20 protein-coding genes are annotated in these 22,824 nt (G+C 60.4%); 14 read left to right on the top strand and 6 right to left on the bottom strand.

What is annotated here, in order from left to right; translation table 11 throughout:
* Positions 1-227: 227 nt before the first annotated feature.
* The 3 genes from AC3IT9_RS23815 to AC3IT9_RS23805 all read right to left on the bottom strand — a co-directional run bounded on the left by AC3IT9_RS23815 (position 228) and on the right by AC3IT9_RS23805 (position 3,893).
* Entirely contained in the window at positions 228-1,544 is a 1,317-nt protein-coding gene (locus tag AC3IT9_RS23815) for an MFS transporter (RefSeq protein WP_150754526.1), read from the bottom strand.
* A 291-nt stretch (positions 1,545-1,835) separates the two neighbouring features.
* Complete coding sequence (locus tag AC3IT9_RS23810) at positions 1,836-3,068, bottom strand: transporter associated domain-containing protein (protein ID WP_489271150.1); 1,233 nt, start codon at positions 3,066-3,068, stop codon at positions 1,836-1,838.
* 12 nt (positions 3,069-3,080) lie between these two features.
* Positions 3,081-3,893 (bottom strand): cytochrome C assembly family protein, encoded by an 813-nt coding sequence (locus AC3IT9_RS23805; protein ID WP_150726805.1) that lies wholly within the window; start codon positions 3,891-3,893, stop codon positions 3,081-3,083.
* A gap of 210 nt (positions 3,894-4,103) precedes the next feature.
* Between AC3IT9_RS23805 and ffh the strand changes: the two genes are divergently transcribed.
* From ffh to rplS, 5 genes are all read left to right on the top strand, one after another.
* Positions 4,104-5,480 (top strand): signal recognition particle protein, encoded by a 1,377-nt coding sequence (ffh, locus tag AC3IT9_RS23800; protein ID WP_046041990.1) that lies wholly within the window; start codon positions 4,104-4,106, stop codon positions 5,478-5,480.
* Between the two features lie 408 nt (positions 5,481-5,888).
* Entirely contained in the window at positions 5,889-6,140 is a 252-nt protein-coding gene (gene rpsP / locus AC3IT9_RS23795) for a 30S ribosomal protein S16 (protein WP_108214983.1), read from the top strand.
* A 5-nt stretch (positions 6,141-6,145) separates the two neighbouring features.
* Positions 6,146-6,682, top strand: a complete 537-nt coding sequence (gene rimM / locus AC3IT9_RS23790) for a ribosome maturation factor RimM (protein ID WP_008053499.1) — start codon at positions 6,146-6,148, stop codon at positions 6,680-6,682.
* 2 nt (positions 6,683-6,684) lie between these two features.
* A complete protein-coding gene (gene trmD / locus AC3IT9_RS23785; RefSeq protein ID WP_007897583.1) occupies positions 6,685-7,437 on the top strand; it encodes a tRNA (guanosine(37)-N1)-methyltransferase TrmD in 753 nt (250 codons plus the stop codon).
* A gap of 45 nt (positions 7,438-7,482) precedes the next feature.
* On the top strand, positions 7,483-7,833 hold the full coding sequence (gene rplS / locus AC3IT9_RS23780; RefSeq protein WP_003175895.1) for a 50S ribosomal protein L19: 351 nt from the start codon (positions 7,483-7,485) through the stop codon (positions 7,831-7,833).
* Between the two features lie 169 nt (positions 7,834-8,002).
* Here the strand turns inward: rplS and AC3IT9_RS23775 are convergent, their stop codons facing one another.
* Positions 8,003-9,814, bottom strand: a complete 1,812-nt coding sequence (locus AC3IT9_RS23775; RefSeq protein ID WP_489271149.1) for a cation:proton antiporter — start codon at positions 9,812-9,814, stop codon at positions 8,003-8,005.
* A gap of 107 nt (positions 9,815-9,921) precedes the next feature.
* Between AC3IT9_RS23775 and xerD the strand changes: the two genes are divergently transcribed.
* The 6 genes from xerD to AC3IT9_RS23745 all read left to right on the top strand — a co-directional run bounded on the left by xerD (position 9,922) and on the right by AC3IT9_RS23745 (position 16,668).
* Positions 9,922-10,818 carry a site-specific tyrosine recombinase XerD gene (gene xerD / locus AC3IT9_RS23770; RefSeq protein ID WP_150754522.1) on the top strand — a complete coding sequence of 299 codons (897 nt, stop codon included), beginning with the start codon at positions 9,922-9,924 and terminating at the stop codon, positions 10,816-10,818.
* A 280-nt stretch (positions 10,819-11,098) separates the two neighbouring features.
* A complete protein-coding gene (gene dsbC, locus AC3IT9_RS23765; protein ID WP_008053501.1) occupies positions 11,099-11,830 on the top strand; it encodes a bifunctional protein-disulfide isomerase/oxidoreductase DsbC in 732 nt (243 codons plus the stop codon).
* Positions 11,831-11,963: 133 nt separating this feature from the next.
* Entirely contained in the window at positions 11,964-13,268 is a 1,305-nt protein-coding gene (locus AC3IT9_RS23760) for a homoserine dehydrogenase (protein WP_007998527.1), read from the top strand.
* 66 nt (positions 13,269-13,334) lie between these two features.
* Positions 13,335-14,744 carry a threonine synthase gene (gene thrC / locus AC3IT9_RS23755; RefSeq protein WP_489271148.1) on the top strand — a complete coding sequence of 470 codons (1,410 nt, stop codon included), beginning with the start codon at positions 13,335-13,337 and terminating at the stop codon, positions 14,742-14,744.
* Between the two features lie 119 nt (positions 14,745-14,863).
* Positions 14,864-16,213: a transporter substrate-binding domain-containing protein gene (locus AC3IT9_RS23750; RefSeq protein WP_150726801.1), complete on the top strand. Its 1,350-nt coding sequence runs from the start codon at positions 14,864-14,866 to the stop codon at positions 16,211-16,213.
* 167 nt (positions 16,214-16,380) lie between these two features.
* Positions 16,381-16,668 carry a DUF3509 domain-containing protein gene (locus AC3IT9_RS23745; RefSeq protein WP_151213879.1) on the top strand — a complete coding sequence of 96 codons (288 nt, stop codon included), beginning with the start codon at positions 16,381-16,383 and terminating at the stop codon, positions 16,666-16,668.
* 169 nt (positions 16,669-16,837) lie between these two features.
* Here AC3IT9_RS23745 and AC3IT9_RS23740 read toward each other — a convergent pair whose 3' ends face one another.
* On the bottom strand, positions 16,838-17,806 hold the full coding sequence (locus AC3IT9_RS23740) for a TIGR02285 family protein (RefSeq protein ID WP_489271147.1): 969 nt from the start codon (positions 17,804-17,806) through the stop codon (positions 16,838-16,840).
* Positions 17,760-18,959 (bottom strand): CaiB/BaiF CoA transferase family protein, encoded by a 1,200-nt coding sequence (locus tag AC3IT9_RS23735; RefSeq protein ID WP_150759557.1) that lies wholly within the window; start codon positions 18,957-18,959, stop codon positions 17,760-17,762. Before AC3IT9_RS23735 ends, AC3IT9_RS23740 begins: the two co-directional genes overlap by 47 nt.
* Before the next feature lie 147 nt (positions 18,960-19,106).
* On the opposite strand from AC3IT9_RS23735, the gene AC3IT9_RS23730 reads away from it, so the two are divergent.
* The 3 genes from AC3IT9_RS23730 (at position 19,107) to AC3IT9_RS23720 (ending at position 22,808) form a co-directional block, all read left to right on the top strand.
* Positions 19,107-19,649 carry a YaeQ family protein gene (locus AC3IT9_RS23730; protein WP_489271146.1) on the top strand — a complete coding sequence of 181 codons (543 nt, stop codon included), beginning with the start codon at positions 19,107-19,109 and terminating at the stop codon, positions 19,647-19,649.
* A gap of 66 nt (positions 19,650-19,715) precedes the next feature.
* Entirely contained in the window at positions 19,716-21,425 is a 1,710-nt protein-coding gene (recJ, locus tag AC3IT9_RS23725; RefSeq protein ID WP_489271145.1) for a single-stranded-DNA-specific exonuclease RecJ, read from the top strand.
* Between the two features lie 276 nt (positions 21,426-21,701).
* Positions 21,702-22,808, top strand: a complete 1,107-nt coding sequence (locus AC3IT9_RS23720; RefSeq protein WP_150726797.1) for an NADH:flavin oxidoreductase/NADH oxidase — start codon at positions 21,702-21,704, stop codon at positions 22,806-22,808.
* Positions 22,809-22,824: the final 16 nt, after the last annotated feature.

The raw sequence follows: 22,824 nt of genomic DNA, 5'->3' as shown, positions 1-22,824 counted from the left end.
CTATTGGCATTTATTCAGGAAAAGCCGGGAAGTATAGCGGGGATGAGCCGATGCGCGTAGAGCGAGGTGACAATGGGTGGGGGGAAAGTTGTGGTTTTTCGGGGGGTGTTTTATCAGTTAAGACGCCATCGCGGGCAAGCCACGCTCCCACAGGATGGGCGTCGACCACAAAATGGTGATACGACACATGACCTGTGGGAGCGCGGCTTGCCCGCGATGACTATCTGTCAGACAACCTGATTCAAATCGTTATGCCGCGTTTCCTTCAGGCACAGTACCGCAATCAAACTCAGCACCGCCGCCCCGGACACATAACCGCCGACGTAACTCAACCCGCCCATCGCCACCAGTTTCTGGGCGAAGAACGGCGCTGCGGACGCGCCGACGATACCGCCCAGGTTGTAGGCCGCCGAGGCGCCGGTGTAGCGCACGTGGGTGGGGAACAGCTCCGGCAGCAGCGCACCCATCGGCGCAAACGTCACGCCCATCAGAAACAGTTCGATGCACAGGAACAGCGCCACACCCCAGGTCGAGCCTTGGGTCAGCAGGGGTTCCATGAGGAAGCCGGACAGGATCGCCAGCACACCACCGATGATCAGTACCGGTTTGCGCCCGTAACGGTCGCTGGCCCAGGCCGATAGTGGGGTCGCGGCAGCCATGAACAGCACCGCGAAGCACAGCAGGCCGAGGAAAGTCTCGCGGCTGTAGCCGAGCGTTGCCACTCCGTAACTCAGGGAAAACACGGTGGAGATGTAAAACAGCGCATAGCACACGACCATCGCGCCGGCGCCCAGCAAAACGGGCACCCAGTATTGGCCGAACAGCTCGAACAGGGGGATCTTCACTCGTTCCTGACGCGCCATGGCATTGGCGAATACCGGGGTCTCATGCAGCTTGAGGCGTACGTACAGGCCGACCATCACCAGTGCGGCGCTGAGCAGGAACGGAATACGCCAGCCCCATGAGCGGAACTGTTCATCATCCAGCACCACAGCCAGGGTCAGGAACAGGCCGTTGGCCGCCAGAAAGCCGATGGATGGACCCAGTTGCGGGAACATGCCGAACCATGCGCGCTTGCCTTTCGGCGCGTTCTCCGTGGCCAACAATGCCGCGCCACCCCATTCACCGCCCAACCCAAGGCCTTGGCCGAAGCGCAGGACGCAAAGCAGGATCGGTGCCCAGGCGCCAATGCTGTCGTATCCCGGCAGCACGCCGATCAGCGTGGTGCACACGCCCATCAGCAGCAGCGAGGCGACCAGGGTCGACTTGCGGCCGATACGGTCGCCGAAGTGACCGAAAAGGGCCGAGCCCAAGGGGCGCGCAAGGAAGGCGATGCCGAACGTGAGAAACGCCGAAAGCATCTGGGCGGTGCCGGATGTCTGCGGAAAGAACACCGGACCGATCACCAGTGCGGCGGCGGTGGCATAGACGTAGAAGTCATAGAACTCGATGGCGGTACCGATGAAGCTCGCGGTGGCCACGCGGGTGGCGGAGTTCGTCGGTTGCGCAGGTGTGGATTCGCTGTAAGTCGTGCTGGTCGTCATGCGGTTATCCCTGACAGTCATGTGCTCCGGTGGAGCGAATTATTATGGTCGAGAACCCAGGGATGTGGGTGGAGGTACGGGCGCTGTTCAAGGTAGGAACAGTCGTCGGTTTGTTGCGGGCTTTGCGGGTGGACGGGCCGGAAACTGCGAAGTGCGGGGTAAGCACGGGGCCGGCGAGGCTTGGGTAAGCGTTTCGATTATAGGAAGGTGGCTAACGATCGGACAAGAGGGCTTGCGAGGACATTGTGGCGAGGGGGCTTGCCCCCTCGCCACAGGTATTTGTGTCAGGCGTCAGATAATCACAGGCATCGAGCTGGTCTGCCAGATCAGCACCCGCGTGACACGGTTGTCCTCGGTCTCGAGAATTTCCAGGCGATACCGGCCGATCTTCAGGCACACCGCGCTTTCGGGAATGGTTTCCAGCGCCTCGGTGACCAGACCGTTCAGGGTTTTCGGGCCATCGCTGGGCAGGTGCCAGCCGAGGCTCTTGTTCAGCTCGCGAATGGACGCGGCACCGTCGATCACCAGGCGTCCGTCGGCTTGCGGATGAATGTGCGGATTGTCCAGGCTCTGCTGGCTTTCGAACTCGCCGACGATTTCTTCGAGAATGTCTTCCAGGGTGACGATGCCCAGCACTTCGCCGTATTCGTCGACCACCATGCCCAAGCGCCGCTGCTGCTTGTGGAAGTTGAGCAATTGCAGTTGCAATGGGGTGCTTTCCGGCACGAAGTACGGCTCGTGGCTGGCCGCCAGCAGCGCTTCCCTGGTCAGGCTCGCATCGGGCAGCAAGTGAAGGATGTGTCGGGTGTTGAGGACGGCCTCGACCTGGTTGATATCACTATGGAACACCGGCAGGCGAGTACGCCTGTTGTGGCGCAATTGCTCGATGATTTCTTCGATGGAGTCATCGAGATTGATGCCGTCCACGTCGCTGCGCGGTACCAGGATGTCATTGACGGTGATGTTGTCCAGCGCGTGGATGCCTGGCAGCGGGTGAGGGCGGTTTATGGTTTCGGAGGACGCATGCCGCTCCGTCAGCGCTTCGTCCTCACTCTGTTGCACCACTTTGGCTTTACGGGCGAAGGGCCGCGTCAGCAACTGACTGATGCTATTGAGCAGCCATGCAGCGGGATAGATGATTTTCAGCGGCACCCGCAGCAGGTTGTTGCCCTGGGCCAGGATCGCATCCGGATAGCGTGCGGCGAGGGCGCGTGGCAGGTAGTCGGAAAACACCAGCAAAATGGCACCCGCCCCGAGGCAGGCGACCCAGGGGCCGTTCTCGGCCCAGGTGAACATGGCCAGCAAGGTGCTGATGACCACCACGAGTGCGCGGCACAGGGTGTTGCAAAAAATCAGGCTGGCCAGAGGGAAGCTGAGTTTCGCCACCGGTTTGTCGCTGGAACGCGTTGCGGTGCGCTGGGCCAGCAAATGCTGGTGCGCCGCTTCGATGGCGGTAAACAGCCCCGACCATAAAACCAGCAGGGTCACTACCGCGAGCATCGGCCCTATGGGCAAGTCGTCCATTAATGCCGCCCGTCAGATATGCAGGATGTATTCACGAACCAGCTTGCTGCCGAAATACGCCAGCATCAACAGGCAGAAACCGGCCAGGGTCCAGCGAATGGCTTTGTGCCCGCGCCAGCCCAGGCGATTGCGCCCCCACAGCAGTACGCTGAAAACGACCCAGGCCAGGCAGGCCAGCAGGGTTTTATGCACCAGATGCTGGGCGAACAGGTTCTCGACGAACAGCCAGCCGGAAATCAGCGACAGCGACAACAGCGTCCAGCCGGCCCAGAGGAAACCGAACAGCAGGCTTTCCATGGTTTGCAGCGGCGGGAAGTTCTTGATCAGCCCGGAGGGGTGCTTGTGCTTGAGCTGGTGGTCCTGGATCAGCAGCAGCAAGGACTGGAACACCGCGATGGTGAACATGCCGTAGGCCAGGATCGAAAGCAGGATGTGGGCGAGGATGCCCGGCTCCTCATTGATGACCTGTACCGTGCCAGCGGGGGCAAAATGCGCCAGCATCACGGTCAGGGCCCCAAGGGGGAGCAGCAGGACCAGCAGGTTCTCTACGGGAATCCGCGAGCAGGCCAGCAGGGTCAGTGCGATGACCGCCACGGCAATCAGGCTGGCGGCACTGAAGAAGTCCAGGGCCAGGCCGGTCGGGGTCAGCAGGTGGGTGAGCAGGCTGACGCTGTGGGCCAATACGGCGAGCACGCCGAGCATGACCAGCAGGCGTTTGTTGACCTTGGCGCCGGACGCCAGGCGAGTGCCCTGGTAAATGGTCGCAGCGGCATACAAGCAGGCGGCGGCGAGGGTAGTTAGCAAGCTGGGTGACAAGGGGAGCATAAATCCTGTTAGGCAAGCCCGAAAGTCGCTGAGTTTGGCATAGAACCCCCGCCGCACGAAAGACCGCGCAACCCGACAGCGAGGTGTCCGCCGGCCACAGTCTTCGCTATAATCCGCGACCTGCCCACGCCGCAGGCTCGCCGAGCACACGTTTAGTCCGGTCCGGGCCGCCATTATCCCGGTCTACACAGGGCCTGAAAGGATCGCGCAATGTTTGAAAACTTAACCGACCGTCTCTCGCAGACGCTGCGCCATGTCACCGGCAAGGCCAAGCTGACTGAAGACAACATCAAAGACACCCTGCGTGAAGTGCGCATGGCGTTGCTCGAAGCCGACGTCGCCCTGCCGGTGGTCAAGGACTTCGTCAATTCGGTCAAGGAACGTGCCGTCGGTACCGAGGTGTCGCGCAGCCTGACGCCGGGCCAGGCCTTCGTGAAGATCGTCCAGGCCGAACTCGAAAGCCTGATGGGCGCGGCCAACGAAGATTTGAACCTGAGCGCAGTGCCGCCAGCGGTCATCCTCATGGCCGGTTTGCAGGGCGCGGGTAAAACCACCACCGCCGGCAAACTCGCGCGCTTCCTCAAAGAGCGCAAGAAGAAGTCGGTCATGGTCGTGTCCGCCGACGTTTACCGTCCAGCGGCGATCAAGCAGCTGGAAATGCTCGCCGGTGAAGTCGGCGTTACCTTCTTCCCGTCCGACCTGAGCCAGAAGCCGGTCGAGATCGCGCAAGCGGCTATTAAGGAAGCGAAACTCAAATTCATCGACGTGGTCATCGTCGATACCGCCGGTCGCCTGCACATCGATGAAGAGATGATGGGCGAGATCAAGGCCCTGCACGCCGCGATCAACCCGGTCGAAACCTTGTTCGTGGTCGACGCCATGACCGGCCAGGACGCCGCCAACACGGCCAAGGCCTTCGGCGATGCATTGCCGCTGACCGGTGTGATCCTGACCAAGGTCGACGGTGATGCCCGTGGCGGTGCCGCGCTGTCGGTGCGCGCCATCACCGGCAAGCCGATCAAGTTCATCGGTATGGGCGAGAAGAGCGAAGCGCTCGATCCGTTCCACCCTGAGCGTATCGCCTCGCGCATCCTCGGCATGGGCGACGTGCTCAGCCTGATCGAGCAGGCGGAAGCGACCCTCGACAAGGACAAGGCCGACAAGCTTGCAAAGAAATTAAAGAAGGGCAAGGGCTTCGACCTCGAAGACTTCCGCGATCAGCTGCAACAGATGAAGAACATGGGCGGCCTCGGCGGGCTCATGGACAAGCTGCCGAACATGGGTGGCGTGAACCTGGCGCAGATGGGCAACGCCCAGGGTGCGGCAGAAAAGCAATTCAAGCAGATGGAAGCCATCATCAACTCCATGACCCCGGCCGAGCGCCGCGACCCTGAGATGATCAGCGGTTCGCGCAAGCGCCGGATCGCCATGGGTTCCGGCACTCAGGTGCAGGACATCGGCCGCTTGATCAAGCAGCACAAGCAGATGCAGAAGATGATGAAGAAGTTCTCCGCGAAAGGCGGAATGGCCAAGATGATGCGCGGCATGGGCGGTATGTTGCCCGGCGGCGGCATGCCGAAAATATAGTGTCCTTTCACGCCAATACTGCTCAATTTTGGCGGCGTCTGGTGCCCTCATGCGGCGTTGCCGCTCCTCGCCATAGCGGGCTATGACTCGTCGCGGCGCCTTGCCTGAGGGCACCAGTCACTCGCCAAAATGTGAGCGTATTGGCGAGAAAGGACACGCAAATCTGCGCCGGCCATCGGGTCGGCGCTGCCCCACACGGACGTGGGATACACAGCAAACCCGCACTTGGCGGGAGCTGACCGGCCGTTTTCAACGACGGCTCTATAGCAAATCTGCATGGCGGTCGATAGACCGCCGGAAAAAGTCATTTGCAAAAGTCCGGATATTCCTTAGAATATGCGGCCTTTCGGGCACCCATGCCCGCTGTGCCTTTAGATTTGCAGCACCGACTACAGGAACGATGTTCACATGCTAACAATCCGTCTTGCCCTTGGCGGCTCCAAAAAGCGCCCGTTTTACCACTTGACCGTAACCGACAGCCGCAACCCGCGCGACGGTTCGCACAAGGAACAGGTTGGCTACTTCAACCCTGTTGCCCGTGGTCAGGAAGTTCGTCTGTCCGTGAACCAAGAGCGCGTAGCCTACTGGCTGAGCGTTGGTGCACAACCTTCTGAGCGCGTTGCTCAGTTGTTGAAGGAAACTGCTAAGGCTGCGGCCTGAGCAATATGAACGCGACGCCTGCCATTGCTGATGATTTGATCGTTATCGGCAAGATTTATTCTGTTCACGGCGTTCGCGGCGAAGTGAAGGTGTACTCCTTTACTGATCCGATTAAAAACCTGCTGGACTACAAGACCTGGACGCTCAAGCGTGACGGTAATGTAAAGCAGGTAGAGCTGGTCAGCGGACGCGGGAATGACAAGTTCCTGGTCGCAAAGCTCAAGGGTCTCGATGATCGCGAAGAAGCTCGTCTTCTGGCCGGTTATGAGATCTGCGTGCCGCGCAACCTGTTCCCTGAACTCACCGACGGCGAGTACTACTGGTACCAGCTGGAAGGTCTCAAGGTCATCGACACTCTCGGACAACTGTTCGGGAAGATCGATCACCTGCTGGAGACCGGCTCGAACGATGTCATGGTGGTCAAGCCTTGCGCTGGCAGCCTGGATGATCGCGAACGCCTGTTGCCCTATACGGAGCAATGCGTGTTGGCCGTCGACCTGGCAGCGGGCGAGATGAAGGTGGATTGGGACGCGGACTTCTAAGCGTGGCTAACTTGCGCGTAGAAGTGATCAGTCTGTTTCCCGAGATGTTTTCCGCCATCAGCGAGTACGGCATCACCAGTCGGGCGGTGAAACAGGGGCTCTTGCAGCTCACCTGTTGGAATCCGCGAGACTACACGACGGATCGACATCACACTGTGGACGATCGCCCGTTTGGCGGTGGTCCGGGCATGGTGATGAAGATCAAGCCCCTGGAAGATGCTCTGGTTCAGGCCAAGGCAGCAGCCGGGGAGGCGGCGAAGGTAATTTACCTGTCCCCCCAAGGCCGTCAACTGACTCAGTCGGCGGTACGCGAGTTGGCGAATCTGGATGCATTGATCCTGATTGCCGGCCGCTATGAAGGCATTGACGAGCGTTTTATTGATGCTCATGTCGATGAAGAGTGGTCGATTGGCGACTATGTACTGTCTGGCGGCGAGCTGCCGGCGATGGTCCTGATCGATGCGGTTACACGACTGCTGCCTGGAGCTTTAGGGCATGCGGACTCCGCCGAGGAAGATTCCTTTACGGATGGTTTGCTGGATTGCCCGCACTACACCCGACCGGAGGTGTATGCGGATCAGCGTGTTCCCGACGTATTGCTAAGTGGCAATCACGCGCACATCCGGCGTTGGCGTTTACAGCAGTCCCTTGGTCGGACCTTTGAACGACGCGCCGATCTTCTGGAAAGCCGCTCGCTTTCTGGAGAAGAGAAGAAGCTGCTCGAGGAATACATCCGCGAGCGGGACGATAGTTAACAACGTATCGATGGTAGATCCGACGATTTACCTTAGGAGCACAGCATGACTAACAAAATCATCCTTGCACTCGAAGCAGAGCAGATGACCAAAGAGATCCCTACCTTTGCCCCGGGCGACACCATTGTCGTTCAGGTGAAAGTGAAGGAAGGCGACCGTTCGCGTCTGCAAGCGTTCGAAGGTGTTGTTATCGCCAAGCGTAACCGCGGCGTAAACAGTGCATTCACCGTTCGTAAAATCTCCAACGGTGTTGGCGTAGAGCGTACTTTCCAGACCTACTCCCCGCAAATCGACAGCATGGCTGTCAAGCGTCGCGGTGACGTACGTAAAGCCAAGCTGTACTACCTGCGTGACCTGTCGGGTAAAGCAGCTCGCATCAAGGAAAAACTGGCTTAAGTCCAGCTTCCGATGCAAAAAAAAGCAGCCTGCGGGCTGCTTTTTTGTTGCCTGCGATTTATTCCTCGACACAACACCGGATCATGCCCTTCGCGAGCAAGCCCGCTCCCACAGGGGATCTTCAGTGGATGCAGTTCCAGTGTGGGAGCGGGCTTGCTCGCGAATCGATCTATCCAGCGCCGCTTGCCTCTGGCTGAATCAACGCCAGCAACGTCCACCCGGCCGAGGGCTTCAGTGAGCTGTCCGGCGTCACCACATGCACCCAACCGCTGTCGTCGCGCACGAACAGCAAGGTCGCACGCTCGCCATGCAGCGCGCGGTAGTCGTCCCAACTGAAACCGTCCGTCAACGTTGTGCTGTACAGCTCTGAGCCTTGGCTCAGCTGGCTGGCGAGCTTGGCGTAGGTCAGCGCTTCGCTGCCCAATTGATTGCCGCGATGTTCCAGGCTGGTGCGATGCTTGTCGGTGCGGCGGCTTTCCTGGCCGCTGGCCAGGCCGAACATGCGCTGATGGCCCAGTTCATGTCGAAAGCGCATCAGCGCCAGGGTGTTCATCTCGCCGGAGGGTGACAACGCCAGCAAATGCCCGAGGCCGACCAGGTCCAGGTGCGCATCGGCATGTTGCGACGCCGGGTTGCCAAAATAGGTCGGCAAGCCTTCCATCCGCGCTGCACTAATGTTTTCCCAGCTCGAATCCGTCAGCAGTACGCGACTGCCCAGTTGTTGCAGGGACTTGCCCAGCGTGCGCGCAGGTCCGTTGGCGCCAATGATCAGGAAGCCGCTCGGTGCCGGCTCCGCCACTTTCAGCAGGCGTGCCAGCGGTCGTGCCGTCGCGCTTTGCAACACCACCGTGCCGATGATCACCGCAAAGGTGAGCGGCACCAGCAGCAACGCTCCCTGGTGACCGGCCTCATGCAGGCGAATGGCGAAGATGGCCGACACCGCCGCTGCCACGATGCCCCTTGGCGCAATCCATGCCAGCAACGCTCGTTCGCGCCAACCCAGGCTGGAGCCCGCCGTGCTCAGCAGCACATTCAAAGGGCGGGCGATGAACTGAATGACCAGCAGCAAAATCAGCACCAGAGGCCCGAGGCCGATCATGGCGTTCAGGTCCAGCCGTGCCGCCAGCAGAATGAAAAGTCCGGAGATCAGCAGCACGCTGAGGTTCTCCTTGAAGTGCAGGATGTGCCGCACGTCCACGCCTTTCATGTTGGCCAGCCACATGCCCATCAAGGTCACGGCCAGCAACCCGGATTCGTTGGTGACTTCGTTGGAGGTAATGAAAATACCCAGGACTGCCGCGAGCGCTGCCAGGTTGTGCAGGTATTCCGGCAGCCACTGGCGACGAATCAGGGTGCCGAGCAACCAGCCACCAAAAACACCGAACAGGCTGCCGCACAAAATCACGCCACCGAAGGTCAGCAGGCTTTCCTCGAGACCGTTGCCTTCGGCGCTGGTGATGATGAAGCTATAGACGACCACCGCCAGCAGGGCACCGATGGGGTCGATGGCAATGCCTTCCCAGCGCAGGATGTTGGCAATCGACGCTTTCGGGCGCACGACGCGCAGCATCGGTACGATCACGGTCGGCCCGGTCACCAGGGTCAGGCTGCCGAACAGGATGGCCAGCATCCAGTCGAAATCCAGCAGCCAGTGAGTGGCGACAGCAATGACCACCCAGGTGGAGAGGGCGCCAATCGTGACCAGGCGATGGACGACGCTGCCGATTTCGCGCCACTCGGACAGATGCAGGGTCAGGCTGCCTTCGAACAGGATCAGCGCGACGGCGAGAGATACCAGAGGCATCAGCAGTGGCCCGAACATTTCCTGCGGGTCGAGCAAGTGCAGCACGGGGCCGGCCAGGATGCCGGTCAGCAGCAGGAAAAGGATTGCCGGCAGTTTCAAGCGCCAGGCCAGCCATTGGCAGAGCAGTGCCGCCGCACCGATTCCGCCAAATGCCAATAAAATCTGCTGCTCGCTCATTGCTGCTCCCTGTTCCTTGAAATCGCGGCCTATGAAAGACTAGCGGCCGTTTCCATGTCCATTTTTAATTTTGTGCGCGGCCTCAAGGCTGCGTGATTCGAGTGCCCATGCCTGCCATCGATCACCCGCTGATAGACCAATTCCTCGATGCCCTGTGGCTGGAGAAAGGCCTTTCTGATAACACCCGCGATGCCTATCGCAGTGACCTGGCGCTGTTCAACGGCTGGCTGCAGGACAAAGGACTGGAGTTGGTCAATGCCGGGCGCGAGTTGATACTCGACCACCTGGCCTGGCGTCTGGAGCAAAACTACAAGCCACGTTCCACTGCGCGATTTCTTTCGGGGGTGCGCGGCTTTTATCGTTACCTGCTGCGGGAAAAGATGATCGCCGTCGATCCGACATTGCGCGTTGATATGCCGCAACTCGGCAGGCCGCTGCCAAAGTCCTTGTCCGAGGCCGATGTGGAAGCCTTGCTGAAGGCACCTGATTTGAGCGAGGCCATCGGCCAGCGCGACCGGGCCATGCTTGAAGTGCTGTACGCCTGTGGCTTGCGGGTGACCGAGTTGATCAGCCTCACCCTGGAACAAGTCAATTTGCGTCAAGGCGTGTTGCGGGTGATGGGCAAGGGCAGCAAGGAGCGTTTGGTGCCGATGGGCGAGGAGGCGATTGTCTGGGTCGAGCGCTACATGCGTGATGCCCGCAGCGAACTGCTTGGCGGGCGTCCCAGCGATGTGTTGTTCCCGAGCCAGCGTGGCGAGCAGATGACCCGCCAGACCTTCTGGCACCGGATCAAGCACCAGGCCAGGGTGGCCGGGATCGGCAAGTCGCTGTCGCCGCACACCTTGCGCCATGCCTTCGCCACGCACCTGCTCAACCACGGTGCAGACCTGCGGGTGGTGCAGATGCTGTTGGGGCACAGCGATTTGTCGACTACGCAGATTTATACCCATGTTGCCAGGGCGCGGTTGCAGGATTTGCACGCTAAGCATCATCCACGCGGGTGAACTTCCCGAGATCCGCTTTTCTGTGGGAGCGGGCTTGGTCCGGGCGGCGTTCCGACGAAGAGGCCGGCACATACAACATTGATGTCGCCTGATACGACGCTTTCGCGAGCAAGCCCGCTCCCACAGGGGGTTGTGTCGCCACAAATGTCTTGTGTCAGGTGCATTCAGCCATGTGGGCCTTATGTGATAGGCTGGGCCGGTTTGCACGATGGGCGGTTATGACCCGGTGTTTCGGCACGGGCGTTCTGATCGTCCCATATGTTCGCCTTCAGGAGTTCTCATGCGTCTGACCCAGATTTTCGCCGCCGCAGCCATTGCGTTGGTCAGCACCTTTGCCGTCGCCGATGACGCGGCCGACAAAGCCATTCGTAAAAGCCTGGAAAACCTCCAGCTCGAAGTGCCGGTAGAGACCATCACCGCCAGCCCGTTGCCAGGCCTGTACGAAGTCAAACTAAAAGGCAGCCGTGTGCTGTACGCCAGCGCCGACGGGCAGTACGTGGTCCAGGGCTACCTGTTCGATCTCAAGGACGGCAAGCCGGTCAACCTGACCGAGAAGACCGAGCGCCTGGGCATCTCCAAGCTGATCAACGCCATCCCGGTTGCCGAAACCGTGGTCTACCCGGCCATTGGCGAAACCAAGTCGCACATCACCGTGTTCACCGACACCACTTGCCCGTACTGCCACAAGCTGCACGCCGAAGTGCCCGAGCTGAACAAGCGCGGCATCGAAGTGCGTTACGTCGCGTTCCCGCGCCAGGGCCTGGGCTCGCCGGGTGACGAGCAACTGCAAGCGGTGTGGTGCTCGAAAGACAAGAAAGCGGCCATGGACAAAATGGTCGACGGCAAGGAAATCAAGGCCGCCAAGTGCGATAACCCGGTTTCCAAACAGTTCGCACTCGGCCAGTCGATCGGCGTGAACGGTACACCGGCCATCGTTTTGGCCGACGGTCAGGTCATTCCGGGCTACCAGCCTGCGCCACAAGTCGCCAAACTGGCGCTGGGCGCGAAGTAAATTCGCATCGTCACGGCAAGCCTTGACGATCATGGTCCGGTAGCGACATTCGCCGGGCCATCAATAGAGAGCCGCGAGTATGCGGTTGTTTTCACGGCCGGCCTCGAGTCGGCCGTTTTATGGGGAGTTCACAGTGAAACCGGTCAAAGTAGGCATCTGTGGGTTAGGAACCGTCGGTGGCGGTACCTTCAACGTACTTCAGCGCAACGCCGAGGAAATTGCTCGTCGTGCCGGGCGTGGGATCGAAGTGGCACAAATTGCCATGCGCACGCCAAAGCCTCAGTTCCAAACGACCGGTATTGCGATTACCAACGATGTCTTCGAAGTGGCCACGAACCCTGAGATCGACATCGTTATAGAGCTGATGGGCGGCTACACCGTTGCCCGCGAGCTGGTACTCAAGGCCATCGAGAATGGCAAGCATGTGGTCACCGCGAACAAGGCGCTTATCGCCGTTCACGGTAATGAAATTTTCGCCAAGGCCCGCGAGAAGGGCGTGATCGTTGCGTTCGAAGCGGCCGTGGCCGGTGGCATCCCGGTGATCAAGGCGATCCGCGAAGGCCTGTCCGCCAACCGCATCAACTGGGTGGCCGGCATCATCAACGGCACCGGCAACTTCATCCTGACGGAAATGCGCGAGAAGGGTCGCACCTTCGAAGACGTATTGGCCGAAGCCCAGGCCCTGGGTTACGCCGAAGCCGATCCGACCTTCGACGTCGAGGGTATCGACGCCGCTCACAAGCTGACGATCCTGGCGTCCATCGCGTTCGGTATTCCGTTGCAGTTCGACAAGGCTTACACCGAAGGCATCACCAAGTTGACCACCGCCGACGTGAACTACGCCGAAGCGTTGGGCTACCGCATCAAGCACCTGGGCGTGGCGCGCAGCACCGCGGCCGGTATCGAACTGCGTGTGCACCCGACGCTGATCCCGGCCGATCGCCTGATCGCCAACGTCAACGGCGTGATGAACGCGGTGATGGTCAACGGCGATGCTGCCGGTTCGACCCTGTTCTACGGCGCTGGCGCCGGCATGGAGCCGACCGCTTCGTCGGTGATCGCCGACCTGGTGGACGTGGTTCGCGCCATGACTTCCGACCCGGAAAACCGCGTACCGCACCTGGCGTTCCAGCCGGATTCGCTGTCGGCTCACCCGATCCTGCCGATCGAGGCCTGCGAAAGCGCTTACTACCTGCGCATTCAGGCCAAGGATCATCCGGGCGTGTTGGCTCAGGTTGCGAGCATCCTCTCGGAGCGCGGCATCAACATCGAGTCGATCATGCAGAAGGAAGCCGAGGAGCACGACGGCCTGGTGCCGATGATTCTGCTGACCCACCGCGTGCTGGAACAGCACATCAACGATGCCATCGCTGCTTTGGAAGCCTTGGCGGGTGTGGTCGGTCCGGTTGTACGGATCCGTGTCGAGCACCTGAACTAAGCCGATATCGTTGACCGGGCTCGCTTGCGGGCCCGGCACTACGAACACTGTCCATTGGAGTCAGTCATGCGTTACATCAGTACCCGCGGCCAGGCACCGGCCCTGAATTTCGAAGACGTCCTGCTGGCAGGCCTTGCCACCGACGGCGGTCTGTACGTCCCGGAAAACCTGCCACGTTTCACCCAGGAAGAAATCGCTTCGTGGGCCGGCCTGCCGTATCACGAGCTGGCTTTCCGCGTTATGCGCCCGTTTGTCACCGGCAGCATTCCTGATGCCGATTTCAAAAAGATTCTCGAAGAAACCTACGGTGTGTTCGCCCACAGCGCCGTTGCGCCGCTGCGTCAGCTGAACGGCAACGAATGGGTGCTGGAGCTGTTCCACGGCCCGACCCTGGCGTTCAAGGACTTCGCCCTGCAATTGCTCGGTCGCCTGCTCGACTACGTGCTGGAAAAGCGCGGCGAGCGCGTGGTGATCGTCGGCGCCACCTCCGGTGACACCGGTTCGGCTGCCATCGAAGGCTGCAAGCACTGCGAAAACGTCGACATCTTCATCCTGCACCCGCACAACCGTGTGTCCGAAGTGCAGCGTCGGCAGATGACCACCATTTTCGGTGAGAACATCCACAACATCGCCATCGAAGGCAACTTCGATGACTGCCAGGAAATGGTCAAGGCCAGCTTCGCCGACCAGGGTTTCCTCAAGGGCACGCGCCTGGTCGCCGTGAACTCGATCAACTGGGCGCGGATCATGGCCCAGATCGTTTACTACTTCCACGCAGCGCTGCAACTGGGCGGCCCGGCTCGTTCGGTGTCGTTCTCGGTGCCGACCGGCAACTTCGGCGACATCTTCGCCGGTTACCTGGCGCGCAACATGGGCCTGCCGATCAACCAGTTGATCGTCGCCACCAACCGCAACGACATCCTGCACCGCTTCATGAGTGGCAACCAGTACGTCAAGGACACCCTGCACGCCACGCTGTCGCCGTCCATGGACATCATGGTGTCGTCGAACTTCGAACGCCTGCTGTTCGACCTGCATGGTCGCAACGGCGCGGCCATCGCCGGGCTGATGGATTCGTTCAAGCAGGGCGGCGGTTTCAGCGTCGAGCAAGAGCGCTGGACCGAAGCCCGCAAGTTGTTCGACTCGCTGGCCGTGGATGACGCGCAAACTTGCGAAACCATCGCTGAAGTCTACGAGCAGACCGGTGAAGTGCTGGATCCGCACACTGCCATCGGCGTGAAAGCTGCGCGGGAATGCCGTCGCAGCCTGGACATTCCAATGGTGATCCTGGGCACCGCCCACCCGGTCAAATTCCCGGACGCCGTGGAAAAAGCCGGCGTAGGAAAAGCACTCGAACTGCCTGCACATCTTTCTGATTTGTTTGAACGAGACGAACGTTGCACCGTATTGCCAAATGACCTGAAGACCGTGCAGGCCTTTGTCAGTCAGCATGGCAACCGCGGCAAGCCGCTGTAACCGGTCAGCGCTGTAACATTTTGAAGCCCGTCTCCTGACGGGCTTTTTCATTTCTGCATGCACAATTGTCGTGTCATCGCCGCGAAAGGACAGGCGAGAGGATCACCAAGGACGTGGGAATGCTCTTTACAAGTGTGTTCAAGCCAGTCGCGCGCTGGCTGTTTTTTTTCGGCATCCTGGGAATCGCCGAATGGGGAGGGGCGAGCCCTGCATCGCTTCAAGAGCGTGGGAAGTCTGTCGCACGTTCAATGGTCGTGCTGGATGACCAGGAGTTGCAGTGGATGGCCAGCAATCCACAGGTCGTGGTCACGGCACTGGAATACCCGTTGTACCTGTTCAAGGATGAACATGGTCAATGGACGGGCTTGAACAGTGACCTGCTCAAGCGCATCAGTGACATGACGGGGTTGCAGTTCGTTTACGAACAGTCTTTTTCCACCGATCAGATGCTGGCCCATCTGGAAAGCGGCGCAGCGGATTTGAGTACGACCCTGTCGATGAATGACGAACGCAAGGTATTTCTCGATTTCAGCCATGCGTTCGGCGGTGCCGGATGGGTCTTTGTCGGGCAGGCTGGGGCGCCGCCGGTGCAGTCGCTGGAGGATCTGGTGAAGCGGGTACTGGTGCTGCCGACCCGGCATGCACTGGAAGCAGTGATCCGTCGCGATTATCCATCCATCGAATTGCGCTCGGTTAAAACCTACGCCGAAGCCCGTGCCTGGGTTGAAAGTGACGAAGCCTACGTCACCATCGAAAACGAAATCGGCGCCCAGCATTTTCCGTCGGGGCGGCTGCAGATCGGGGCTGTGGTGCCGGGCAAATGGGATGCGGATTATCTGACGTTGCGCAAAGGTCAGCCGCAGTTGCTGAGTATCCTCAACAAGGCGCTTGAGGCGTTTCCTGCGCAGGAGCTGCGCGACCTTCGTCTGAAATGGTTCGGTGGCGCTACCGTGCCACAGCCGCCTGGCCTCTGGCAGCGGATTGACCAGTGGGTCTGCTGGGGGGTGTTGGTGCTCAGCCTGTTCGGCCTGTTGTCCCTGCTCTGGAATCGGCGGTTGGCGGTGGTGGTCAGGCAACGGGTCGAGGCCCAAAGCAGTCTGCGCGATCAGCTCGCATTCCAGCATGCCCTGATGGATGCCATGCCTGACCCGATGTTTGTCCGTGATCTGCAGGGGCGCTTGATCATGTGCAACAAAAGTTATGAGGACGCCTTGTCGACGCGCTTTGACCGGATGCAGGGGCGGCAGTTGATCGAGGTCGATGTCATGCCCAGACAAACTGCGGAACTGCTGCATGCCGAGTTCCTGGCGCAATTGAGTACGCGCAGGACGCGCTTCTTCGAGCGTCAATTGATGTTCAAGGACGGTGTCAGGGATATCTACCAGTGGACAGTGCCGTTTTACACGGCCGATGGCCAGCTACGAGGATTGTTGGGGGGATGGGCCGACATCGCCCGGCGTACCCGATAGACGTGACGATTGCGTTTTTTCTCTGTCATGTTCGCCGTGCATGCTCTCTTGACTGGGTTGCAGGTTCGCCTGCAGTCAGTACACAGAACTTTCTTCTCGGGCCAGCGGTCATTTGTTGTAGGCATGCCCCAGGCACGTTGTTTTCGGACTATTGAGTGGTGATCGGGATGGAAAGTATCAGTTTGTTGCTCGGTGAGGCGCTGAGCCCGTATCAGGTCACACTGACCCCGTCAGGTATTCGTGGCGAATGCCGGGTGACCCTGAAGAATGCTATTGGCGCGACAGTGGTCGAGCGCGAGTTCAATCAGGTCCAGTTGAAAGACAAACGCTTGCTGACGGATGTGGTCGACGGTTTGCATCGCGACGTGCTGATCGCTGAAGGACGCCTTGAGCCTTGTGTCATCGCGGCATTGCGTAATGCGGCGCAGGACAAGCTGCTGGCCAGACGCAATTGAACGGATATTTGTGGGAACCTTCCCGCGCCCAGGTCAGTCAGACTTTGTAACAGCAGGATCAAGCATTGTGCTCCGGTGCTTGTAGCTTGCTGCTACTGGTCTCCAAACAGACCACGTTTAACCCCGAGTCGTCTCCCCACTTCTCGGGGTTTCTTTTGCCCGGGATTTGTCAGGGTTGCGCCAGATTGTCGAAAAACGCCTTGGTGTCTTTCAGGTAATCGCTGCGACTCTCCGGATCCAGCCAGGCGGCGTAGGCCTCGTCAAGGCGTTCGCGGGGAAGGGTGCGCAGCACCTGGTTGATCTCGACAATGGCCTGCCGACCCTTTGGCGTGTCGGTGCAACCGATGTAACCGGACAGGTACTTGCCCGTGCCACGGATCGGATAGAACTGCAATTCATCTTCGGCGATGCCTTGCAATGAGGCCTGGTAGCGAATTTCCGGGCGATAACCCAACAGCAGGTGCAAGCGTCCCAGGCGCTGCATCTGCAGCAGGCTGCCCAAGGCGTCGTTGCCGTAATGAGCGGTCAGCGCCTCGGCTGGCGCTTGCTTGAGCAGCCCGTCGAGGTATTCGCCGTAATTGCGCTCGGCAATGATCCCCAGCTTTTCGCTGCCGCTGGCGAGCAGCTCTGCCAGGTCCACTTCGCCGTCCTTGATAAAGGGCGCCAGCACTTTCTGGTCAACGCGCCGCACGGCCAGGCCATTGCTCATGGCGCGGAAGACCGGGATGGAAAAGGCGATCCACTGTTCCCGTTCCTTGCTCCAGTTCAGCGCCGCGTCGCAGACGAGGGACGGTTCGTGGAGCATTTGCAATCCACGTGCGCGATTGACCCTCATCACGCTGTGCTGGTATTGCGGCATGCCGGCAATCAGAAGTAAAAGCAGTTGGTCGATAACGCCCTGGCCCTTTTTCGGCCCGTCGAAGATCGTCAGCGGCGGCAGGTCGCGCTTGAGCCAGATCAGGGTTTCCCTGGTTTGCGCCAGGGCTGACGGGGCCGGTTCAAGGAGCAGGAGCAAGGTCGCCAGCACGCACAGTAGCCACCCGCCGCGCGACGGGCAGTGTCTGGTGGCCCATGCAGGCAGGTGCCTGCGTTCAGATGGCTCCGTCTTTGCGCAACTGTGCGATCTGTGTCGCGTCATAGCCAAGTTCCTGGAGTACCTGTGCGTTGTGCTCACCCAGTTGCGGCCCGACCCATTCACATTCACCGGGCGTCTCTGAGAGTTTCGGCACAATGCCCGGCATCTTGAAGTCTTTGCCGTCCGGCAGCTTGGCTTGCAGGAACATTTCCCGCGCCAGGTACTGAGGGTCATTGAACATGTCTTCGGCGCTGAAGATCCGGCTGGCCGGCACCTCGGCCTGATTGAGCTGCGCCAGCACCGTGTCGAGCGGCAACGAGTTGACCCAGCGATCGATGACGCCATAAATCTCGTCGCGTCGGGCATCGCGGCCATCGTTGCTGGCAAGCAGAGGGTCGTTGGCCAGGTCTTCCCGGCCAATGATCAGCATGAAACGTTTGAAAATCGCGTCGCCATTGGCGCCGATCTGCACGTGCTTGCCATCGGCGCTGGTGTGGATCGAGGACGGGGTGATGCCGGGCATGATATTGCCGGTGCGTTCGCGGATGAAGCCGAACACGTCGAACTCCGGGACCATGCTTTCCATCATCGCGAAGATGGCTTCGTACAGCGCCACGTCCACCACTTGCCCCTGGCCGCCGTTGACTTCGCGATGACGCAGGGCCATCAACGCGCCGATAACGCCCCAGAGCGCGGCAATCGAGTCGCCGATGGAAATGCCGGTGCGCACCGGTGGCCGGTCTTCGAAGCCGGTGATGTAGCGCAGGCCGCCCATGGATTCACCGACCGCGCCAAAGCCGGGCTGGTCTTTCATCGGGCCGGTCTGGCCGAAACCTGACAGCCGCACCATGACCAGTTTCGGGTTCAAGGCGTGCAGGACGTCCCAACCCAGTCCGAGTTTTTCCAGGACGCCGGGACGAAAGTTTTCGATCAGAATGTCGGCTTCACCCAGCAGCTGTTTCAGGATCGCCTGACCGTCGGGGTGCTTGAGATTGAGGGTCAGGGACTTTTTGTTGCGGGCCTGGACGAACCACCACAACGAAGTGCCTTCATACAACTTGCGCCATTTGCGCAATGGATCACCGCCGTCCGGGGATTCGATCTTGATCACGTCGGCACCGAATTCAGCGCAAATGCGCGAGGCAAACGGGCCGGCAATCAAGGTGCCCAATTCAATGACTTTCAGACCGGAAAGCGGTTTGGCGGTAAACGGCATGCTGGATCCTGTGGGGCAAAGGTTGGGCGAATAGAGCGTTTTAGCATAGCCGACTGTCCGACGCTCCAGCTTGATTGTGTTCAATTCGTGGATTGCCCGTCGCATCGGTTAGACTTGCCGCCTTTCCTCGTATCAAGAAGCCCGTTCATGGCCCAGCCGTCCACGACCTACAAGTTTGAACTGAACCTCACCGACCTCGACCGCAGCGTCTATGAGAGCGTGAAGCAGACCATCGCCCGTCACCCTTCGGAAACCGAAGAGCGCATGACCGTGCGCCTGCTGGCCTACGCCCTCTGGTACAACGAGCAACTGTCGTTCGGCCGTGGTCTGTCGGAAGTGGATGAACCGGCCTTGTGGGAAAAAAGCCTGGATGACCGCGTCCTGCACTGGATCGAAGTCGGCCAGCCGGATGCCGAGCGCCTGACCTGGTGTTCGCGTCGCACTGAACGCACCAGCCTGCTGGCCTATGGCAGCCTGCGCGTGTGGGAAGGCAAAGTGGTGCCGGGGGTGAAGAACCTGAAGAACGTCAACATCGCTGCCGTGCCTCAGGAAGTCCTGGAAACCCTGGCCAAAGACATGCCCCGCGTTATCAAGTGGGACGTGATGATCAGCGAAGGAACGATTTTCGTCACCGACGACCGTGGTCAGCACGAAGTCCAGTTGCAGTGGCTGGCCGGTGAGCGTGGCTGATTTTTCGCCATTGCACCGTGTCACCCGGTTTTATCCTACGTATTGAAGAGAAGCCCCTGTCACCCCATGCGCATCGAACCTCGCCTGTTGCCCGACACCCTGCCTTTCCTCGGTGATATTCCACCGCTATTGACCCGACTGTACGCAGCTCGTGGCGTGCAGTCCGAGGCGGAACTGGACAAGAGCCTGGCGCGGTTGATTCCGTTCCGGCAACTCAAGGGCATCGATGCCGCCGTGGATCTGCTGGTGACTGCGCTTGAACAGCGCCAGCGCATTCTGATCGTCGGCGACTTTGATGCCGACGGCGCGACGGCCAGCACCGTGGGCACGCTGGGCCTGCGTTTGCTGGGTGCGACACATGTCGATTACCTGGTGCCCAACCGATTCGACTACGGCTACGGCCTGACACCGGAAATCGTCGCGGTGGCGCTTGAGCGTCAGCCGCATTTGCTGATCACCGTCGACAACGGCATCTCCAGCGTCGAAGGCGTGGCGGCGGCGAAAAAGGCCGGGCTCAAGGTGCTCGTCACCGACCACCATTTGCCCGGTGACGAGCTACCGCTGGCCGATGCCATCGTCAATCCGAACCAGCCCGGTTGCGAGTTTCCGAGCAAGGCGCTGGCCGGTGTCGGGGTGATTTTCTATGTGCTGATGGCCCTGCGTGCGCGGTTGCGCGAGCTGGGCTGGTACACAAGCAAGCCGCAGCCGAATATCGGCGAACTGCTCGATCTGGTGGCTCTGGGCAGCGTGGCCGACGTGGTGCCGCTGGATGCCAACAACCGGATTCTGGTGCATCAGGGCCTGGAACGGATTCGCGCTGGACGTGCCCGGCCGGGGATCAAGGCGATCCTCGAAGTGGCCAAGCGCGATCATGCGCGCATCACCTCTACCGATCTGGGCTTCATCGTCGGCCCGCGCCTGAACGCAGCAGGGCGCCTGGACGACATGAGCCTGGGCATCGAATGCCTGCTGACCGAAGACGCAGGTCTGGCCCGTGAGATGGCGGCGCAACTGGATGGCATGAACCAGGATCGCAAATCCATCGAGCAAGGCATGCAGCGTGAAGCGCTGGCGCAGCTCAAGGATCTGCCGGTGGAGTCGATGCCGTTCGGCTTGTGCCTGTTCGATCCCGAGTGGCACCAGGGTGTCATCGGTATCCTCGCGTCACGGATGAAGGAGCGCTATTTCCGCCCGACCATCGCCTTTGCCGATGCCGGGGATGGTTTGCTCAAGGGCTCGGGGCGTTCGGTCCAGGGCTTTCACATCCGCGACGCCTTGAGTGTGGTGGCGGCGCAGCATCCGAATCTGATTACCAAATACGGTGGCCACGCGATGGCGGCCGGCCTGACGCTGCCGGAAGCGAATTTCCCCTTGTTCGCCGAAGCCTTTGACACTGAAGTGCGCCGGCAACTGCGCGAAGAGGACCTGACTGGCCGCCTGTTGTCGGACGGCACCCTGGCGGTGGAAGAGTTCCACCTGGAACTGGCCCGTGCCTTGCGGCATGCCGGCCCTTGGGGGCAGCACTTCCCGGAACCGTTGTTTCATGGGGTGTTCCAGTTGGTCGAGCAGCGCGTCGTTGGCGAGCGGCACCTTAAAGTCGTGCTCAAAAGTGAATGTGGTTCGGTGAAACTCGATGGCATTGCCTTCGGGATCGACCGCGACATCTGGCCGAATCCGACCATCAAGTGGGTGGAACTGGCCTACAAACTCGACCTCAACGAGTTTCGTGGCAATGAGACGGTCCAGCTGATGATTGCCCACATCGAACCGCGTTGACCCCCTGTAGGAGCGAGCTCGCTCGCGATGGGCGTGAACGATGGCGCTGGGGACCTGACACCCCGCGGTGTCCTGTCGTCCATCGCGAGCGAGCTCGCTCCTACAAGAGGGCGACATCCCCCGATGTCGACTAGGCTCTAAACACTGCTTGATTTTGGCCTTGTGACGTCTTGTCGAATTTTTTGCCCGCGGGGGCGGGTGTTGTACCTTTTTCCTGTCACTCGTCGACTATTCAAACAGAACCTGGAGCCTGCCCACTGATTCGAGAGGTGCCCCATGAGTCTGCTGCTTGAACCCTTTACCCTTCGCCAATTGACCCTGCCCAACCGCATCGCGGTATCGCCGATGTGCCAGTACTCCAGCGCCGATGGCCTGGCCAATGACTGGCACCTGGTCCACCTCGGTAGCCGCGCTGTCGGCGGGGCCGGGCTGGTGTTTACCGAAGCCACGGCGGTCACCGCCGACGGGCGTATCACGGCCGAGGACCTCGGTCTGTGGAATGACGAACAGATTGAACCCCTGCAACGCATCACCCGCTTCATCACCGCCCAGGGAGCCGTTGCCGGCATTCAGCTGGCCCATGCCGGGCGCAAGGCCAGCACCTACCGGCCGTGGCTCGGCAAACATGGCAGCGTCAAGCCCGAGGAGGGCGGCTGGGTGCCGGTCGGACCTTCACCGATTGCATTCGATCCACAGCACACCCAACCCAGACAACTCGATGACGGCGAGATCGCCAAGGTCATCCAGGCTTTTGTCGAGGCGGCAAAGCGCTCACTGACGGCCGGTTTCAAGGTGGTCGAAGTGCACGCGGCCCATGGTTACCTGCTGCATCAGTTCCTGTCGCCGTTGAGCAATCAGCGTCGCGATCAATATGGCGGTTCGTTCGAAAATCGCATTCGGCTGGTGCTGCAAGTCACCGAAGCGGTGCGTGCGGTGTGGCCTGAAGAGTTGCCGGTGTTTGTCCGGGTCTCGGCCACCGACTGGGTGGAAGACGGCTGGAATCCCGATGAAACGGTGGAGCTGGCACGCCGCCTCAAAGCCCTGGGGGTCGACCTGATCGACGTCTCGTCGGGCGGGACGGCAGTGAATGCCGAGATTCCCACAGGGCCGGGTTACCAGACCCGCTTCGCCGAGCGTGTGCGCAAGGAGTCGGGCATGGCCACGGGCACAGTCGGCATGATCACCGAGCCGGCCCAGGCCGAGCACATCCTGCGCACTTGTCAGGCGGACATCATCTTCCTGGCCCGTGAGTTGTTGCGCGATCCGTACTGGGCGCTGCACGCCGATGACGACCTGGGAGGACACAAGGCCGTGTGGCCGGCGCAGTATCAGCGGGCGACTCACCGTGAGCAGCCGATTCACGAATCGGATTTGCGCGACTGAAATCCATCGATACGAA

Source organism: Pseudomonas sp. KH_046_1, from assembly GCF_057839025.1.
The sequence above is the reverse complement of the archived record's forward strand: the minus strand, read 5'-3'. Positions and strand labels throughout refer to the sequence as shown.

Bases quoted from the DNA above. Each gene is read 5' to 3' on its own strand.
- AC3IT9_RS23720 (WP_150726797.1), top strand. From the start codon at position 21,702: ATGAGTCTGCTGCTTGAACCCTTTACCCTTCGCCAATTGACCCTGCCC.
- AC3IT9_RS23750 (WP_150726801.1), top strand. From the start codon at position 14,864: ATGCTCTTTACAAGTGTGTTCAAGCCAGTCGCGCGCTGGCTGTTTTTT.
- dsbC (WP_008053501.1), top strand. From the start codon at position 11,099: ATGCGTCTGACCCAGATTTTCGCCGCCGCAGCCATTGCGTTGGTCAGC.
- AC3IT9_RS23815 (WP_150754526.1), bottom strand. From the start codon at position 1,544: ATGACGACCAGCACGACTTACAGCGAATCCACACCTGCGCAACCGACG.
- AC3IT9_RS23775 (WP_489271149.1), bottom strand. From the start codon at position 9,814: ATGAGCGAGCAGCAGATTTTATTGGCATTTGGCGGAATCGGTGCGGCG.
- AC3IT9_RS23805 (WP_150726805.1), bottom strand. From the start codon at position 3,893: ATGCTCCCCTTGTCACCCAGCTTGCTAACTACCCTCGCCGCCGCCTGC.
- recJ (WP_489271145.1), top strand. From the start codon at position 19,716: ATGCGCATCGAACCTCGCCTGTTGCCCGACACCCTGCCTTTCCTCGGT.
- rpsP (WP_108214983.1), top strand. From the start codon at position 5,889: ATGCTAACAATCCGTCTTGCCCTTGGCGGCTCCAAAAAGCGCCCGTTT.
- AC3IT9_RS23735 (WP_150759557.1), bottom strand. From the start codon at position 18,959: ATGCCGTTTACCGCCAAACCGCTTTCCGGTCTGAAAGTCATTGAATTG.
- AC3IT9_RS23810 (WP_489271150.1), bottom strand. From the start codon at position 3,068: ATGGACGACTTGCCCATAGGGCCGATGCTCGCGGTAGTGACCCTGCTG.
- rimM (WP_008053499.1), top strand. From the start codon at position 6,146: ATGAACGCGACGCCTGCCATTGCTGATGATTTGATCGTTATCGGCAAG.
- xerD (WP_150754522.1), top strand. From the start codon at position 9,922: ATGCCTGCCATCGATCACCCGCTGATAGACCAATTCCTCGATGCCCTG.
- ffh (WP_046041990.1), top strand. From the start codon at position 4,104: ATGTTTGAAAACTTAACCGACCGTCTCTCGCAGACGCTGCGCCATGTC.
- thrC (WP_489271148.1), top strand. From the start codon at position 13,335: ATGCGTTACATCAGTACCCGCGGCCAGGCACCGGCCCTGAATTTCGAA.
- rplS (WP_003175895.1), top strand. From the start codon at position 7,483: ATGACTAACAAAATCATCCTTGCACTCGAAGCAGAGCAGATGACCAAA.
- AC3IT9_RS23745 (WP_151213879.1), top strand. From the start codon at position 16,381: ATGGAAAGTATCAGTTTGTTGCTCGGTGAGGCGCTGAGCCCGTATCAG.
- AC3IT9_RS23730 (WP_489271146.1), top strand. From the start codon at position 19,107: ATGGCCCAGCCGTCCACGACCTACAAGTTTGAACTGAACCTCACCGAC.
- AC3IT9_RS23740 (WP_489271147.1), bottom strand. From the start codon at position 17,806: ATGACGCGACACAGATCGCACAGTTGCGCAAAGACGGAGCCATCTGAA.